Genomic DNA, 16,665 nt, shown 5'->3' on the forward strand with positions numbered 1-16,665 from the left:
CAGAAAGGATGAATAAACAAATGGAACAAAAAGTAGCGCTCGTTACAGGAAGCAGTAAAGGTCTAGGAAGAAGCACAGCATTAAAACTTGCAGAGGAAGGATACGACCTCGTTATTAATTATGCCCGGAGCAAGTCAAAAGCATTAGAGGTAGCTGCTGAAATTGAAGCATTGGGGCGTAAAGCCCTTGTAGTAAAGGCAAATGTCGGAGACGTTGCAAAAGTAAAAAGTATGTTTGAGGAAATCGATGCGTATTATGGACGTTTGGATATCTTCATCAATAATGCTGCATCAGGTGTGCAGCGCCCGTTAATGGAGCTTGAAGAATCCCATTGGAACTGGACAATGGATATCAATACAAAAGCCCTGCTTTTCTGTGCCCAGGAAGCGGCGAAATTGATGGAAAGAAATGGTGGAGGTAAAATTGTCAGTATCAGTTCACTTGGTTCCATCCGCTATTTGAAAAATTACACGGCTGTCGGAGTATCGAAAGCGGCGCTTGAAGCACTGACAAGATATTTAGCTGTTGAACTCGCCTCAATGAATATCTGTGTCAATGCCGTTTCAGGCGGTGTGATTGATACGGATGCGCTAAAGTCTTTCCCGAACCGGGATGAAATGCTTGCTGAAGCAGCTGAACAGACTCCAGCAGGACGGATGGTTGAGGTAGAAGATATGGTGAACACCATTCTATTTTTAATATCGGATGGAGCAAGTATGATTCGAGGACAAACCGTTATTGTCGATGGAGGAATTTCTTTACTTGTTTAAAATATAACTGGTAAAATTTAAATGTTTTTAGCCGGATAACACTCCATGAGATTGGTTATCTTATATTTGTGGAGGTGATATTAATGGCTAACAACAATAAATCACAAGCAGGTACAGACGTACAACAAGTGAGACAACAAAACGCGCAATCTCAGCAAGGTCAAGGTCAAGGTCAAGGCCAATTCGGTACTGAGTTTGCAAGTGAAACAAACGTGCAACAAGTGAAACAACAAAACGCGCAATCTCAGCAAGGTCAAGGTCAAGGCCAATACGGTACTGAGTTTGCAAGCGAAACAAACGTACAACAAGTGAAACAACAAAACCAAAAATCTCAAAGCAAAAAAAGCCAAGGCTAATTGCTGATACGAAAAGGCATCCTTCTATTGAAGGGTGTCTTTTAATTTTTTGTCTGCATTCGACAAATGTTTCGCAACGTTTACATTTTAAGTCAAAGGAGATATCAGATAAAAATAGAATATACATATTAAAGAATAAATACAGATTAGGATGGTGCAATCATGGAGCAATTTAATCAGCTTATAAACAATCAGTTGAAAACGATGGAAAAGCTTTTACTTTTACAATCTGAAATCGAAAGATGCCAAGATATAGAGAAGCAACTCCTTGATCTGCAAGAGGAGGGTGAAGCAGTTACCATTCAGGAAGAGATTCAACTTAAGAAGCAAGAATTAAAATGTATCCATGATATGTTCGAAAGGCAAACAGAAGAGGTCATTCGTTATTTTCAGCAAGGACAGGCTGCAGTACAATAAATAATTGGCTAATTTCTAAGTAGAAATGAGTGGAAGGTCAGATTTTTTTGGCTTATTTTCACATTTTTACTGGGGGATTAGCCACTTTTGTTTTAAATTTATGAATAAATCGCTATAATATAGGAATATAGGGTAAATGGAAAAAAGTATATATTTTAAATACACACAACAACTGCAAACGGAATAGGGCACAGTACGCTGTAAGGGTGTCTATAGAAAGTAGGGAGAGATAAATGGGGATTGTTCCTGCCGAAGGAGGAAAAATCCAAATTCATAGCTATAAACATAATGGACATATCCATCGTATCTGGGAAGAGACAACCGTTTTAAAAGGAACCCAAAATCTGGTGATAGCAGCAAATGACCGTACTATGGTGACGGAATCAGATGGAAGGACATGGATTACAAGAGAGCCGGCGATTTGCTATTTTCATTCAAAGTATTGGTTTAATGTTATTGGTATGTTGAGAGAGGACGGGGTTTATTATTATTGCAACATCAGTTCTCCGTTCACATACGATCCAGGAGCATTGAAATACATTGATTATGACCTGGATATCAAAGTATTCCCAGATATGACGTTTAATTTGCTGGATGAGGATGAATATGAAAGGCATCGGAAAGAGATGAATTATCCTGATGCTATCGATCAAATATTAAAACAGAACGTAGATTATTTAATTTATATGATACGCCAGCGAAAAGGACCATTCTCCGCAGAATTTATTGATAGTTGGTATGAACGCTTTTTAACTTATCGATAATAGTAAAAAGGCCTGCTGCTTATCTAGCAGGCTTTTTTTCTATTCTCGATAAAGACAGATTTTACATGTTATTTCTCTTATTTTTCTAGAAGAAAGCACTATTCTTTTAACTGTTGTGGTATTAAAGTAAACTTACGAGATGTTGAAATGAGTCCCGTTTATAGAAAGACCCTGGATAATATGTAGTTGAAAAGAATATTTTGGAACTATTCATTAAATATTTGGAAGAGAATGTGAGTATGTGAAAGACTAATACTAGCTTAATTTTTCGAAAAGGAAAATATAACTGAAAGTGTATCTTTAGAATCTTTTACACGGTATTATACTGTATTAACTAATACTAGCATTACTATCTATAGCTAATGAACCGTCTTCAAAGTTATTAGGAGAAATGGAGGAGTCCTGTGGGGAGCATTAAGAGATATTTACAATTTGTTAAGCCATATAAATGGCAAATTATCGGGACGATATTGATTGGCCTATTAAAGTTCGCGATTCCACTGTTGATTCCATTGCTTAGCAAGTATATTGTGGATGACATCATCAATGGTGACCTGTCTACTGATATGAAATCCGAACGCCTTTTATGGGTTATGGGCATCATGATTTTTATCTTTGTAGCGGTAAGACCGCCCATTGAGTATTACCGGCAGTATTTTGCTCAATGGACAGGAACAAAAATCTTATATGATATCCGTAATGATTTATTTACTCATGTACAAAAACTGAGCTTTAAATATTATTCCAACACAAGAGTGGGCGAGGTCATCTCAAGGATGATCACGGATGTGGAACAAACAAAGAACTTTGTTATCACCGGTTTGATGAATCTCTGGCTAGATATCGCTACAATTATTATTGTAATAGTGGTTATGTTCACGATGGACGTAAAGCTAACCATTGTATCCATCATAATGCTGCCATTCTACGCTTTTTCAATCAAACATTTTTTTGGAAAGCTCAGAACCTATACAAGGGTTAGGTCTCAAGCGTTGGCGGATGTGCAGAGTCATCTTCATGAACGTGTTTCAGGCATGTCGGTTATAAAAAGCTTTGCGATTGAAGATCGTGAGCAGGAACTGTTTGCGAAGCAAAATAAAAATTTCCTGGATAAGGCACTGAAACATACGAGTTGGAATGCTAAGTCATTTGCTGTCGTCAATACAATTACAGATATTGCACCCTTACTAGTGATTGGCTTTGCGGGTTATCAAGTCATCAATGAGCAGTTGACGCTAGGTACTATGGTAGCCTTCGTCGGTTTCATAGACAGGCTTTATAATCCTCTTAGACGATTAGTTAACTCTTCGACTACAATGACACAAACATTGGCGTCTATGGACCGGGTTTTTGAATTTGTGGATGAGAAATATGATATTGATGATGAACCTGGTTCAAAAGAGCTGAAGCAGGTAGACGGCCGAATTACGTTTCAGGATGTGTCATTTGCTTATGATGAGAAAGAGGCACCTGTTTTAAAACATATCAACCTGGATGTGAAACCGGGTGAAACCATTGCACTTGTTGGAATGAGTGGTGGAGGGAAATCCTCAATCGTCAGTTTAATTTCCCGATTCTATGATGTAACAGAGGGAAGCGTATTACTGGATGGTACGGATATCCGGAAATATAAAGTCCGCAGCCTGAGAGACAAAATCGGAATGGTGCTTCAGGATAATATCTTATTTAGTGAATCGGTTAAGGCCAATATCCTAATGGGACGGCCTGAGGCAAGTGATGAAGAAGTTTTTGCTGCGGCAAAAGCGGCGAATGCTCATGACTTCATTACGTCTTTAAAAGATGGCTACGAAACAAAAGTAGGCGAGCGGGGTGTGAAATTATCCGGAGGCCAAAAGCAACGGGTTACTATTGCGAGGGTATTTTTGAAAAACCCGCCAATCCTTGTGTTGGATGAAGCAACTTCTGCATTAGATTTAGAGAGTGAACATTACATCCAAGAAGCGCTTGATATATTGGCGAAAAAACGGACTACGATCATTGTGGCACACCGCTTATCAACCATTACCCATGCCGATCGGATTGTTCATATCGATAATGGGGAAATTACCGAAATCGGAACACATGAAGAACTCATGAAAAAACAAGGGCATTACTATAACCTATTTCAAGTGCAACAATTGGATGCTTAAGGAAAATAGAATATAGAGAATCCTAAGTAATTATAACTGATTCAAATAGAAGAGCAGACCAGTTCGCAGTAGTGAAATGGTCTCTTTTTTTATTTGAAAACTATACCAATAAGTGTAATGCACCCAAATTGTTAAAGTTCGATAATATTCCTGATGTAATTTGCATACTAAAAGAGCATCGAAAATTCGATGCTCTTTTAGTTGAATTTTCAGCTGTGTTAAATGTGAAAAGTAAAACTAAAAACAAGTAATTTCCCCTTCAATACTTCGAGTTAAAAGAACCTGTTATTTTCATTAGGATACTCTTTTTTCTTGCGAAGTTCTTTTACTATTAGGAAGAAATTTGGGGAGATGCTTCATCCCTTCAGGTAAGGCAATTCCGATAATAATCATGAACATTCCGAACCACTGCAGGGACGTAACTTGTTCATTTAGGAAGATAACCGAAACGACCATTGCTGATGGCAATTCTGCCGCACAAAGAATTGTCCCAAGCCCGACACCAACTTTCGGCATACTGACAGCAAAGAAAAAGAAAGGAACAAGAACACCCAACGTGCCAAGCAATAGACCATAATACCATAGGTTTGTTTGAACAAGATTTGTTACAAGTGTGACAGGGTTAGTAGTAAATACAGCAGTGAGCATCGCCCCTGTTGCAATGAAAAACAACCGCTTCATGGAAGATTCCCCAACGGCGAACTGAGAGTTACAATACATATAAAGAGCAAAAAGTAACGCCGATAAAAGGCCAAACAATACTCCTTTTAAACTAAGTGCAGAGAGAGGCTGGCCAAAAATTGCTCCTGCTAATAACGTACCGATAAATAGAACAAAAATGGCAATGAGTTTATTTTTATCAGGCCGTCTTTTATTTAGAAAGCTTTCGATTAGAACGCCGATCCAGGTAAACTGAAATAAAAATACCACGGCAATCGAAGCTGGAAGCTCTGATACTGAGACGGCATACGCTTTCCCGACAAAAGTGGACATCATACCTGTGAATAAAAGTAATCCGGCACTTTTCCATGAAACTTTATATTTAAACGAAAAAAGAAATAAAACAGAGACAATCAGCCAACCGACTAGGTATTGACTTCCGACTAATTCTCCGGAAGAATGGCCGTCCATGAATCCGAACTTAATCATTGTGGATAATGTGCCGTATGAAATGGAGCCGATTAAAACCATTATGGAATACTTCAATAGTTGCATATTTTTCACCCCTAAAAAAATAAAAATCGCCACCTGCCTAAAGGGCAAGTGACGAACGAAAAAAGGAAATCCTTTTAAAATTCCGTCTCTCAACAAAAGCTGAGTTTAAAAATGATTGTGTTGCATTACCTTAGCTTAAAGTCTCTGTGAATAATTGTCAACCAGAAAAAAAAGTAAAGCAAACTCGTTGATTGGGAATCTGAAGGCGACAACAGACCTTCAGATTCCCTTAAACTCTGAATTATAAAATAAGATCCCCTCAATGGCCTAACGCCAATAAGGGGATCTTATTTTATTTGCCATGTTGCTGAAAATCCTCTAATGTACCGCGATATTCTTTATCCTTCATTTTGCGAACGGTTGGATTGTTTTCTTCAGATGAATCATCGTTTGAGTGCAGTTGATTGTGAAGATTAGAAAGCGCCAAACGATAATCATCATCCTTCATTTTCAGTTCATCCCTGTCCTTTTGGACAATGATTTCGGTACTAAAGTCAACTTCTGGGGGAAAAGCGGACTCACCTAAAGAGTGCTCTTCCTCAACGACCGGGTTCTCATCAGGGGATAACGCTTTGATATTAAATGTAATTAAACCCGTAACCGCTAAAATGGCAACGATAATAATTAGAATTATGCCCATTGAATCAAGCCTCCTAGAGCTCGTTTATGAATGATCGAGTGACATGGGCTACCCGTTTTCCTAATGCTTCTCCAAGCTGGAAGTCATTAGTGGTGATGCTCTCATCCACGCCGGGTGGGCAGCTGATTCCCACACCATAATAAGACCCGTATAATGCGTTTTCAAGAACAGTACCAGGTAAACCGACAATGATCATCCCCTGATGAAGCATCGGAGTAATCAAGTTTAGCATCGTAGCTTCTAGCCCGCCATGTAAGGTAGCTGTTGTACAGAATACAGCCCCGATTTTATTGATCAGTGTACCTTCCGCCCATAGATAGCCGAGTTTATCAATCCAGGTTTTCAGACCTGAACTGATGGTTCCGAAATGTCCGGGACAGCCCCAAATGATGGCGTCCATTTCCGGAAGCTTATAAACATCGGCCTCGTTTACATGATCAATTAGTACTTCAGCTCCAGGAATCTTAGCGGCTCCATGAGCGATTGCTTCGGCTAGAGCCTTCGTGTGGCTGCCTTCGCTGTCATATACAACATAGATCTTCATTCTTATCCCCCCGTTTGGTTAAACTGATTTTTTTACTGGTGAAGGCAATAAAGGTACATCATTTTTCTCTTGTTTAGATTGTTTAAAAGCTTTGTCCTTCCGAACGTCACGCAAAAACAGTGAGAGAACAATGCCGGCAACTGCAAAGCCTGTTGCCCAAAAGAAAGCATCATTGATTCCCATTACGTTTGCTTGACCTTGGATTTGAGCGGAAATCAGAGACATTGCGGTTTCTTGTGCCTGCTCACTAGTTTGATTCATGGAACTCATGATGGATTGAACAATTGATTGGAAATTTTGCACAAAGCCAGGGTCACTAACACTCATATCCGTTCCTAAAGTAGTGCCATGAAAAGAAGCACGAGTTGTATATATGGTCGTAACAAAGCTTGTTCCAATGGCCCCGGTTACTTGTTTCAATGTATTGCTCATCGCAGTACCATGTGTATTCAGATGCTTTGGAAGCTGATTCATCCCAGCCGTCATGATTGGCATCATCAGTAAAGACATTCCAAGAGAACGAATGGCATAGAAGATAACCAAAGTTGAAAAGGTCGTTTCCGTAGTCAGGTTTGCGAATTCATAGGTTGTGATTGCTGTAATTACCAAACCAACAAGTGCTAATGGACGAGGGCCGACTTTGTCAAATAAAGCTCCTGAAACAGGAGACATCACCATCATCACAAGTGCTCCCGGTAACATCAATAAACCAGATTGAACAGGTGTGAAACCCCTTAGCGTTTGTAAATAAATCGGCAATAAGAAAATACCGGTAAACATTGCCACTGTAACGATGGCAGAAATAATATTTGATAAAACGAACATATCGTACTTAAACACACGGAAATCGAGCATCGGTGTATCCGATTGTAGCTGTTGAACTACAAATAGGGTAAGAAGGATAACCCCAACGATGATGGTTCCTAGAACGATAACGTCTGACCAGCCTTTTGAACCTGCTTCACTGACACCATATAGTAGGGATGCTACACCTATCAGAGATAAGGATGCACCTAATAAATCCAATTTGATTTTCTTGGGTTCTGCCACATTGCGCATATTAAAAAAGGCTAACGTCATGATAATTATGCCTAATGGCACCATTGCATAGAACATGACTCTCCAGCTATATTCCTGTATGACCCAACCAGATAAAGTTGGACCGATGGCAGGGGCAAACATGATAGCGAGGCCAAAGATTCCCATTCCTTTCCCACGCATTTCTGGAGGGAAGACAAAAAGAATGATCGTCATGACTAATGGCTGTAATATCCCCCCACCAGCTGCCTGAATTAACCGGCCGGTAAGAATAACTGGGAAATTTGGTGCAATGCCACAGATGAGAGTTCCGACTGTGAATAAAAACATGGCAGCGAGGAATAAGACGCGCGTACCAAAACGCTCAATTAAAAAAGCGGACAAAGGAATCAATGCCCCATTAACGAGCATGAAACCAGTGGATAACCATTGAATCGTAGTTGCCGCGACATTGAATTCAGCCATCATTCTCGGCATCGCGACACTTAGCAAGGTTTGATTCAAGATGACCATGAACAAGCCAAGCATTAAGATGATTAACATGGGAGCATATTGTTTCATTCCTTTGTTTTCATTTACTGAGATTGTTTGAGGAGCCATTTAAGCCAACCTCCTTTCTGTAAAACTGTGTTGGCAAAATTATTTTGTTGATATCTTCACTTCGGCGTTCATGCCTGGTAATACTTTATCGGAAGGAGCTTTAATAGAAATTCTAACTGGAACCTTTTGAGTTACTTTTGTATAGTTTCCGCTACTATTTTGGTTACCCATCACTGAAAAGACTGATGTGGTTGCGTAACCGATTTGTTCTAATGTACCCTCGAAAACCGTATCGGGATCTCCATCGATGATAATATCGACGCTATCACCCTTTTCAATATTTTTTAGTTTATTTTCTTCAATATTAGCGGTTATCGATAAGTCCTCCATATTAATGGTCTGTGCGAGAGTTTGACCTGCTTGGACAAGCTGATCCTCTAATACCTGTGTTTTAACAACTGTACCGGGGGCTGAAGTTTTTACAGTTTGTTCTCCTTCTACCGTTGAAACTTTAGCCACTTTATTTTCTTTACTCACAATGTCGCCTTCTTTTAGGTCCCAACCTGTTAGTTTTCCAGAAGCAGGAGCTACGATCGTATATAAATCTCCTGTAACTTTTGCTTCATCTGTTTTGATGAAATTCGTGCTTTCATAATAGTAATAAGCCCCTCCGCCTACAACTGCCAAAATAACCACTAATCCAATGACATTGATTAAAATTAAACGTCCTTTATTCACGTGTTCTTCGCCTCCAAGAATTATTGATAATGATTCAATTGAATGGCTATAAAAAATCGCCACACGATTTGTTGCAGATCCTTCTATAAAAAACTAACTTGACCTAGTTAACACCTGCCCTCTATGTCTAATGTTTATTAGTTAACTTTAATAAATATTAATTTTTATAAGTATTAATATTATTAAATAAAAAGTTTACCAGTTTAATTAATTTTTGTCATGTAATATATTCGGAGTTGCTGATGGTAAATAAACCCTAATGGGAAGGAGAGGAAGTGCTGTGGCTTTAATGATAAAGATGAGTAGATTTGACAATACATAATCATTTATTTAAATTTAAGATAGGATTGTCCTATATAAGGAGTGAGAAGGCTGGATTTTAAATGGGAAGTAACCAATAGTATAGAAATGCAGATTTTTCGGATCAGGAAAAAACTTCGGAACATCGTTGTCAAAAATCTTCAGCCCTTTGGATTGACATCGCCTCAATTTTTCATATTGATGATATTAAAAAGAGAAGGGTCAATTAAATCAACTCAACTGGCTGACTTTTTGACGGTGAAGCCGAGTGCGATTACTGTCTTTGTAGATAAATTGGTCGAAATGGATTATGTGAGACGGGCGCCTTCGGATAAAGATCGCAGAGTCATTAACCTTGAATTAAAAAAGGGCGGAGAAGAAATTTTGGGTAAAGTACTTGCGGAGCATAACCAATTAATGGGTAAGAACTTTAATACATTCTCTGAGGATGAGATGCAGGATTTATTAATGAAATTGGATAGGATTGAAAAGGCAGCAGATCAACACCTTTTGGAAGATTGAATAAGTATATAATAAATGGTGAAAATAAAAAAAGACGGTTCCGATGAACCGTCCCAGCCTGTAGACAAACTCGATAATAATTGAGTTTGTCTACAGTTTTTTTAGGTTTTTAAAATTTGACCGTTGATTGGAACGTAGGGCACTCGCTTTCCGCGGGCGGTCCGGGAGCCTCCTCGGCGCCATTGCGCCTGCCGGGTCTCCCTTGGACACGCTTTTCCCGCAGGAGTCTCGTACCTTCCGTTCCAATCATCCATCATCAAGATGTAAAACCTATATATGCGAAACGTAAAGAAACGATTGAGCGTGTATTCGCAGATGCAAAAGAAAAGCATGGCATGCGTTGGACTACTTTAAGGGGACTTGAAAATTGTCGATGCAGGAGATGCTTACTTTCGCTGCCATTAATTTAAAGAAGATGGCCAATTGGACATGGCAAGGTCCAAAATGGCCTAACAGAGTGGGCCAAAATTCAAAGGGAATTTCAAAAGGGGTTCGGAATTTTTTAATTCCGAACCCCTTTTGTCTACAAACTGAGACGGTTCCGATGAACAGTCCTTATTATTAATCTTCTTCATATTGGACAGAGATTTCATTATCATCCTTATGGAAGGACTGGAAGCTGACAATCAGCTTTTCAAGATGTTCCAATTGTTCGTCATACTCAATGACGGATGAAATCAATGGTACAAGGCGGGCCGAAAGATGGCCCAAGTTATCATGCATTTCGTCCACTTGATTTTGCTGTTCAAAAAAGTGAGCAAGAAGCTCTTTACGACTTAAGCAATCCTGATCCCAATCTTCAATTTCCTCAATGGCTTTAATTTTTTCGATATGCAGTAATATCAGCTGTTCATGCTTACGAATTAGGGAATCAAGCTGCTGTAAGATACTCCGTTGGAAATCTTCAGGCATTTGATAAAATTCATTCTCGAATTTATGAATTCTCTTCAAAGTTTCAAACGCTTTTTTTGTGGTGATAATCATTTGCCGATATACAACTAGCTTCCTGGCTTTAGCAACACTGTTCTTTTTGAAATATTCACGTTCCTCTTTGTACATAGAATAAATATGTTCTAGATCAAGTAACTCTTCTTTTAACCTGCTGATGTCTTTTTTCAATAATGTGTGTTCAGTAGCATGTCTTGTGCTAATTCGAATCCATTTTAAAATATCTTCCGTCACATCAGTTATGCGTGTATAAAGCTTTGCTTCATACTTAGGTGGGAGAAAAACAAGATTGACGATAAAAGAAGAGACAATCCCCAGTAAAACAGATGAGAGACGAATAAAGGCAAAGTTTAGAAATTCACCTTGCTGACTTTCCATGATGGCAATAACCGTCACGATAGAAAGTACAATCGTTTTATCCATTTTTAATTTTAAATTGATGGTTATGACGACCATCACGGCCAGGCCGATAAAAAAAATGTCATTTCCGAATAACAATACGAAGGAAACGGCCACCAATGCCCCGATTATATTTCCTTGTACTTGTTCCAATACCGTTTGATAAGAACGATAAATGGTCGGCTGTATTGCAAAAATTGCAGCAATCCCAGAAAGGCCAGGAGCAGGTAGATTAAGTAGTTCCGAAAGATAAAGAGCTAAAACTATCGCTATTCCTGTTTTGAGAATGCGGGCACCAAACTTCATATATAGGTTAATCCTTTCTTTGAAATGTAATAGGTTATTTTAACAAAGGCTCTATTTATATATAGACTATTGCTTAAAGTTGTATTCTAACTTATTTGTTAGTACTTTACACTAAAATATGAGGAAGTAAACAAAAAGTAATATACAGGAATTTCCTTGAAGTTACAATAGGTAATTTTAAGTCTAATATATAAAGAAAATAGAGGCAATTTATCATCGTGTAATTACCTCAATATGTCTTTCTCTTCAGGCATTTATACTATTGGAAAAAGCTGATGCTCAAAATTAAAGAGCATCAGCTTTTTCGATAATATTAAGACTTAAGCTGCCAAGTATCTTTCAAGTGAGAACTCTTTATTACTCAGTGGATACAGCTGGATCCGCTTGTTCTTTAACAGGAACAACTTGAAGGAAATGTTTACTAGGGTGTTGAAGCAAAGTCTCTAGAGAAGTTGCTTCTTCTGTTTGGCCTTGATCTTTTAACAGAGACACGTATTTTCCAAGAAGTTCAGTCACGTCTTGAAGACCTTTTTTAGAAAGCGACTCAATTGAAATTTCCGCTCCTTTTGCAACCCGCTTTTGAATAACTTCTTTGGTTAATCCAGCTTCAGGTTGCTGACGTAAATAAACGACACCGCCGGTCATCCCTGCACAGATCCATGGCCCTGGATCACCTAGAACCAATCCTCTTCCATTTGTCATATATTCAAAAGCAAATCCCTTAATATTGGAAGTTACCGCAATATTTCCAGTTTCCTTTGCTGGAATGGGTTGCTTCAGTAGTCCGCCAATGATCATATCAGCTCCGGAAAGCCGGATTCCTGCCCTGGCATCGGCATCGCCTTGGGCAATAAGGAGACCGTGCTGTGCACCATATCCGAAGCCTTTACCGACAGATCCATTGAAAAACTTTCCATCTTTTCCGGGAGATTTAAAGATGGCGATATTTCCACCAATCGATGTTTTACCAATTCCATCCTGGGCGCCACCATTTACGCTAATCGAGATTCCCTCGGTATTGTATGCCCCAAGTCCATTACCTGGAATCGAACCATCCTGATAGGATAGGTGAACAGGAGGAAGCTTTTTGTATGATCCATCCAGCCGGCCTCGGACCCGGTGGCAGGAGACTCGGCTACCGAGTACACGCTGCTCGGAGGTGATCGAGCTATAGTTGCGGGATTGCTGAAGCTCTTCGACATGTGAATCCAGGTATTCAGCCCCTACAGCTACCTGCATGGAACCCTCGTTCAAATACGCCGCAGTTTCTTTATTAGAGAATGGCGTTATATCAAGGTTTTTTAATAAATAAGTTAAATCCAGGATTTGTTGACCTTTAGCTTGCTGAAGCAAATCAGAGCGACCAACAATATCTTGAAGATTCTTCACACCAAGAGATCCGGTCAGCGCTTTAAGTTCTTTGGCAAATGCAGTGAACATATTCGTTAATCCTTGAACCGCTAAATCAAATTTTCGAGGAACAAAGCGGCGCAGCCCATGTTCTTTTGCTTGTGCTTCCGATTCGATTTGAGTGGCGATGCCGACATGGCATGTATCAAGGTGACAGCCACGGCAAGTTGTACAGCCAACTGCAATCATCGAAAGGGTTCCAAAGCCGACACGGTTTGCCCCAAGCAACATCAATTTTAATATATCCATCGAGCTTTTTAACCCGCCATCAGCCCAAATTTCAATGTTTTGACGAATTCCAGACTCAAGGAGCGCGTTATGTGCCGCCTTCACACCTATCTCAACTGGAAGACCAACATGTTCGAGGGCATGAATCCGAGCGGCACCTGTTCCGCCATCAAAACCAGAAAGCGTGATGATATCGGCGCCAGCTTTGGCAACACCGACTGCAATTGTACCAATGTTTGGAACAACTGGTACCTTAACGGCGACTTTGGCTTTGTCATTTGCCGTTTTTAACTCATGAATCATTTGCGCCAAATCTTCAATAGAGTATATATCATGGTTATTGGAAGGGGAGATTAAGTCAGAACCAATGGTTGCATTTCGGGCTTCCGCAATTTTCGCGGTAACCTTCGATCCGGGAAGATGTCCGCCCTCACCAGGTTTTGCCCCCTGCCCAATTTTAATTTCTAATAGATTAGAAGAGTTTAAGAGCTCTGCGTTAACACCGAAACGGCCTGAAGCAATCTGCTGTCCGCGGGATTTCGGGTACTTGCCCAGCATATCCTTAATTTCTCCACCTTCACCATTCATACTAATCATACCTAACCGTTCGGCAGCTTCTGCGTACGCCCGGAAAGCTATCTCATTTTGTGATCCAAAGGACATAGAGGCAATGACAAATGGCAGCTCCTGTTCGCCGATAGAAAGACTGACTTCTTCGGATGGGACAGATATATCGGAAGCTTTTAAGGATGTTAAATGACGAATCGTTGTCGGATTGGACTCTTCTTGTTCAGTAATTTTTTCGCGATAAGCGTCATAGTCCCCGGTTGAAGCAATTTCTCCAATAGATTTCCAAATCCTTGGGAATAAATGGAAGGTTTTACCCATCCGTTCTTTTTCATTATCGTAATCTACCGCACGCTGGATGGCGTCGGCTTTGATTCTGTCAAAGTTATAGTCTAAATCATTTGAACCAAAGAAGTTAGCGATATTTAAATAATTGGCAATCTCCTCATGCAACCCGATGCTTGAGAAAAGTCGTCCATAGCCGCGTAGTTCATGAATGCCGATGGTGGAGATTACTTTCTCAAGTCCTTTTGTCAATGAGTTATATAGATTGGTAACACCCTTAAGATCATCAGAAGATAAGGATAGGAACATGAAATACGGACTGATTAAGTTTGCTCCAAGTCCATAAGAAACAATGATATCATGCAGAGATCTTAGCGATGCAGAACGTAAAAGAATGGAACAATCCCTACGTTTACCTGTATTGACTAATGCTTGATCGACTGCTGAAGTGACAAGGTGTGGATCAAGCCAAAGATTTCCGTTTTGGTGGGCGAGGGCATCATCCAAAACGAGCAGAGTTTTTCCTTCATCGATTGCTTTAACCGCTTCATCGGTAATTCTGGTTAATGCATCCGGAATACTTTCATCCTCTGTAAAAGTGCTTGAAATAAAATGTACTAGTTTTTGATCTTGATTATATTTAACGAATTGATCGTAGCTTGGCTGCGAAACAATAGATGAGCATTCATAACCTGTTAACCCTTCAATTAGTAAAGGAGTTAGAAGCTCCGTAACTTTCCCCGCCTTTTTGGCTTCAAATAAAGAAGGCCGTTTCCCAATGATGGTTCTTGTTGAGAAGTGCTCGGTTTCCCGATCCCGGTCGATCGCTGGGTTGGTTACAACAGCGACACTTTCCTTAATGAAATCTGAAATATTGGTCCGCTGAGGATTGAGGGCGGCCAGTGGTGCATCGTGACCTAGTGAACGAATAGGTTCAGCTCCTTTTTCGGCCATCTGTTCGACTAATTGAACATGCTCTCTTTCCCAGCCAAAGGCTTTATATTGACCGTTATGAATGGCTTGTGTGTTTGTCATGGAGACCACTTTTTCAAAAATCTGTGGCTGTAAGCGGACTAGGTCATTGTAAAGAACAAAACGATTATTGAAAAGTTCAAATACCTTATCCTGGAAATCTTTGTAATTGTACAATTCAATAGAATCACCGTTCCATTTCAAGCCGACTTTTTCCCCTGGACCCAATGGTTTTGGATCTCCTGTATATTCATTAGAAGAAATGATACCTGGTTCAGAAGTGAACATATAGGAAGTTTCCGTTTCAATATTCCAAAGTGGACGCAAGCCTAGAGAGTCGACAGAGAAAACTGCTTCGTCGCCAAAACGGGAGATAATTCCAGCAGGACCTTGTGCAAAATGTCCCCATGCTTCTCGTAAATACGTATATAGGTTTTGTAAGTGTTCAGGGTATTCCTTGATTTCATTAATAATTGGAGGGAAAACAAGATCGATCGCCTCAAACAAAGAGTAGCCATGACGACAGATAAATGTTTCGATTGTTTTGTTTAAGTCCTGGGAGTCACTCCCGTCTTTTGCGATCGGAACACCAATCATTTTTGCTTCATCACGCAATTTGGCAATAGTATTGATTTCGCCGTTATGTCCAAGCACACTGAAGGGCTGGACCCTGAAAAAGCTTGATAGAGTATTAGTTGAAAAACGATTGTGTCCTAGGGTCATAGTGGAAGCGGCTAAAGGGTCAGCAAGATCATGGTAATAGGCAGGAAGCGTATCTCCGGCCCCCATTACTTTGTAGACCGCATGATACTGGCTTAGAGAAGCAACATGGATAAAATCACTTTTTTCGATGTCGGAAGTTAGTTCAAAAAGAGCATTGGAAAGCTCCTGGTGGTTTTCGATTGTGGATGAACAGGCAAATTGCCAGAACACTGGGTCTTCTTGAATGGCAATCGGCCCTAATGCTTCAGAAAGGTATGCTTTATCTGTTTCGAAGATCAAGGAAAGCCCGTGTTGAAGGAGTTTCTCTTTGACTTGGATTTTCAAATCATTTGCTTCTGTTTTATTGCTTAAAAATAAGTGGCCGACTATGAAGGCATCTTGATCGACGATGCTGGAATCGATATTTTCCGCTTCAAGCTTCTTTTTCCAGAGAGCCCTAGGAATATCAATATGAATACCGGCGCCATCTCCTTCACCATTAATAAAGCCGCAGCGATGGTTCATTTTAACCAAAGCGTCGATACAGGCAAAGATATTTTCATTGGTTGGGATTTTCTTTTTTTCAATGCAGGAAACAATTCCGCAGGCATCATGTTCTTCTCTGTAAAATTCTTTAAATGAAGCAGGTGTCCATTGTTGAGTCATATGTTTGGCGTGAATAAGGTTTTCCCTTATTTTCTGCCTTTCACCTCCTGTAGCATTTGATTTAACGAGGATAATATTAGTAAACTTAAACAAACGTTTAAGTTATTAATTGATTGAAAGAAATTGTATATAAATGTATTGATATCATATCATTTAAATATTCAGAAATCAATTTTTTATACAATAGA

General features: G+C 39.7%; 13 protein-coding genes and 1 pseudogene. 7 read left to right on the plus strand and 7 right to left on the minus strand.

Annotation, left to right across the window (positions count from 1 at the left end; genetic code table 11):
- Window positions 1-20 precede the first annotated feature (20 nt).
- The 5 genes from fabL (at window position 21) to ACQKMR_RS20580 (ending at window position 4,457) form a co-directional block, all read left to right on the plus strand.
- On the plus strand, window positions 21-770 hold the full coding sequence (fabL, locus tag ACQKMR_RS20560; RefSeq protein ID WP_427698982.1) for an enoyl-[acyl-carrier-protein] reductase FabL: 750 nt from the start codon (window positions 21-23) through the stop codon (window positions 768-770).
- 83 nt (window positions 771-853) lie between these two features.
- Entirely contained in the window at window positions 854-1,126 is a 273-nt protein-coding gene (locus ACQKMR_RS20565; RefSeq protein ID WP_427698983.1) for a gamma-type small acid-soluble spore protein, read from the plus strand.
- Between the two features lie 162 nt (window positions 1,127-1,288).
- A complete protein-coding gene (locus tag ACQKMR_RS20570; RefSeq protein WP_427698984.1) occupies window positions 1,289-1,543 on the plus strand; it encodes a YgaB family protein in 255 nt (84 codons plus the stop codon).
- Window positions 1,544-1,776: 233 nt separating this feature from the next.
- Entirely contained in the window at window positions 1,777-2,307 is a 531-nt protein-coding gene (gene ntdP / locus ACQKMR_RS20575) for a nucleoside tri-diphosphate phosphatase (RefSeq protein ID WP_053344486.1), read from the plus strand.
- Window positions 2,308-2,711: 404 nt separating this feature from the next.
- Window positions 2,712-4,457, plus strand: a complete 1,746-nt coding sequence (locus ACQKMR_RS20580; RefSeq protein WP_427698985.1) for an ABC transporter ATP-binding protein — start codon at window positions 2,712-2,714, stop codon at window positions 4,455-4,457.
- 294 nt (window positions 4,458-4,751) lie between these two features.
- Here ACQKMR_RS20580 and ACQKMR_RS20585 read toward each other — a convergent pair whose 3' ends face one another.
- The 5 genes from ACQKMR_RS20585 to ACQKMR_RS20605 all read right to left on the minus strand — a co-directional run bounded on the left by ACQKMR_RS20585 (window position 4,752) and on the right by ACQKMR_RS20605 (window position 9,172).
- On the minus strand, window positions 4,752-5,672 hold the full coding sequence (locus ACQKMR_RS20585) for an EamA family transporter (protein WP_427698986.1): 921 nt from the start codon (window positions 5,670-5,672) through the stop codon (window positions 4,752-4,754).
- A gap of 292 nt (window positions 5,673-5,964) precedes the next feature.
- Window positions 5,965-6,312, minus strand: a complete 348-nt coding sequence (locus ACQKMR_RS20590) for a hypothetical protein (protein WP_427698987.1) — start codon at window positions 6,310-6,312, stop codon at window positions 5,965-5,967.
- A gap of 13 nt (window positions 6,313-6,325) precedes the next feature.
- A complete protein-coding gene (locus ACQKMR_RS20595; RefSeq protein WP_427698988.1) occupies window positions 6,326-6,856 on the minus strand; it encodes an NAD(P)H-dependent oxidoreductase in 531 nt (176 codons plus the stop codon).
- 18 nt (window positions 6,857-6,874) lie between these two features.
- Window positions 6,875-8,479, minus strand: coding sequence for a DHA2 family efflux MFS transporter permease subunit (locus ACQKMR_RS20600; RefSeq protein WP_427699006.1), 1,605 nt, complete (start codon window positions 8,477-8,479; stop codon window positions 6,875-6,877).
- 54 nt (window positions 8,480-8,533) lie between these two features.
- Complete coding sequence (locus ACQKMR_RS20605; protein ID WP_427698989.1) at window positions 8,534-9,172, minus strand: HlyD family secretion protein; 639 nt, start codon at window positions 9,170-9,172, stop codon at window positions 8,534-8,536.
- A 363-nt stretch (window positions 9,173-9,535) separates the two neighbouring features.
- Here ACQKMR_RS20605 and ACQKMR_RS20610 point away from each other — a divergent pair, with 363 nt between their 5' ends.
- The gene (locus ACQKMR_RS20610; RefSeq protein WP_427698990.1) at window positions 9,536-9,994 is read left to right on the plus strand and encodes a MarR family winged helix-turn-helix transcriptional regulator; all 459 of its coding nucleotides are present in this window, start codon (window positions 9,536-9,538) and stop codon (window positions 9,992-9,994) included.
- 266 nt (window positions 9,995-10,260) lie between these two features.
- Window positions 10,261-10,559 (plus strand): annotated as a pseudogene (locus ACQKMR_RS20615) (transposase); the annotation flags it as partial.
- Here ACQKMR_RS20615 and ACQKMR_RS20620 read toward each other — a convergent pair.
- Together ACQKMR_RS20620 and ACQKMR_RS20625 are read right to left on the minus strand one after the other, a co-directional pair.
- Complete coding sequence (locus ACQKMR_RS20620; RefSeq protein WP_427698991.1) at window positions 10,556-11,647, minus strand: FUSC family protein; 1,092 nt, start codon at window positions 11,645-11,647, stop codon at window positions 10,556-10,558. The pseudogene ACQKMR_RS20615 and the gene ACQKMR_RS20620 overlap by 4 nt on opposite strands.
- A gap of 357 nt (window positions 11,648-12,004) precedes the next feature.
- Window positions 12,005-16,477: a glutamate synthase-related protein gene (locus ACQKMR_RS20625; protein ID WP_427698992.1), complete on the minus strand. Its 4,473-nt coding sequence runs from the start codon at window positions 16,475-16,477 to the stop codon at window positions 12,005-12,007.
- Window positions 16,478-16,665: the final 188 nt, after the last annotated feature.

Source organism: Peribacillus sp. NPDC096540, assembly GCF_050278525.1.
GTDB lineage: Bacteria > Bacillota > Bacilli > Bacillales > DSM-1321 > Peribacillus.

Excerpts from the sequence above, each read along its gene's own strand:
- ACQKMR_RS20620 (WP_427698991.1), bottom strand. The coding sequence starts at position 11,647 with ATGAAGTTTGGTGCCCGCATTCTCAAAACAGGAATAGCGATAGTTTTA.
- ACQKMR_RS20625 (WP_427698992.1), bottom strand. The coding sequence starts at position 16,477 with ATGACTCAACAATGGACACCTGCTTCATTTAAAGAATTTTACAGAGAA.
- ACQKMR_RS20570 (WP_427698984.1), top strand. The coding sequence starts at position 1,289 with ATGGAGCAATTTAATCAGCTTATAAACAATCAGTTGAAAACGATGGAA.
- fabL (WP_427698982.1), top strand. The coding sequence starts at position 21 with ATGGAACAAAAAGTAGCGCTCGTTACAGGAAGCAGTAAAGGTCTAGGA.
- ACQKMR_RS20565 (WP_427698983.1), top strand. The coding sequence starts at position 854 with ATGGCTAACAACAATAAATCACAAGCAGGTACAGACGTACAACAAGTG.
- ACQKMR_RS20585 (WP_427698986.1), bottom strand. The coding sequence starts at position 5,672 with ATGCAACTATTGAAGTATTCCATAATGGTTTTAATCGGCTCCATTTCA.
- ACQKMR_RS20590 (WP_427698987.1), bottom strand. The coding sequence starts at position 6,312 with ATGGGCATAATTCTAATTATTATCGTTGCCATTTTAGCGGTTACGGGT.
- ntdP (WP_053344486.1), top strand. The coding sequence starts at position 1,777 with ATGGGGATTGTTCCTGCCGAAGGAGGAAAAATCCAAATTCATAGCTAT.
- ACQKMR_RS20595 (WP_427698988.1), bottom strand. The coding sequence starts at position 6,856 with ATGAAGATCTATGTTGTATATGACAGCGAAGGCAGCCACACGAAGGCT.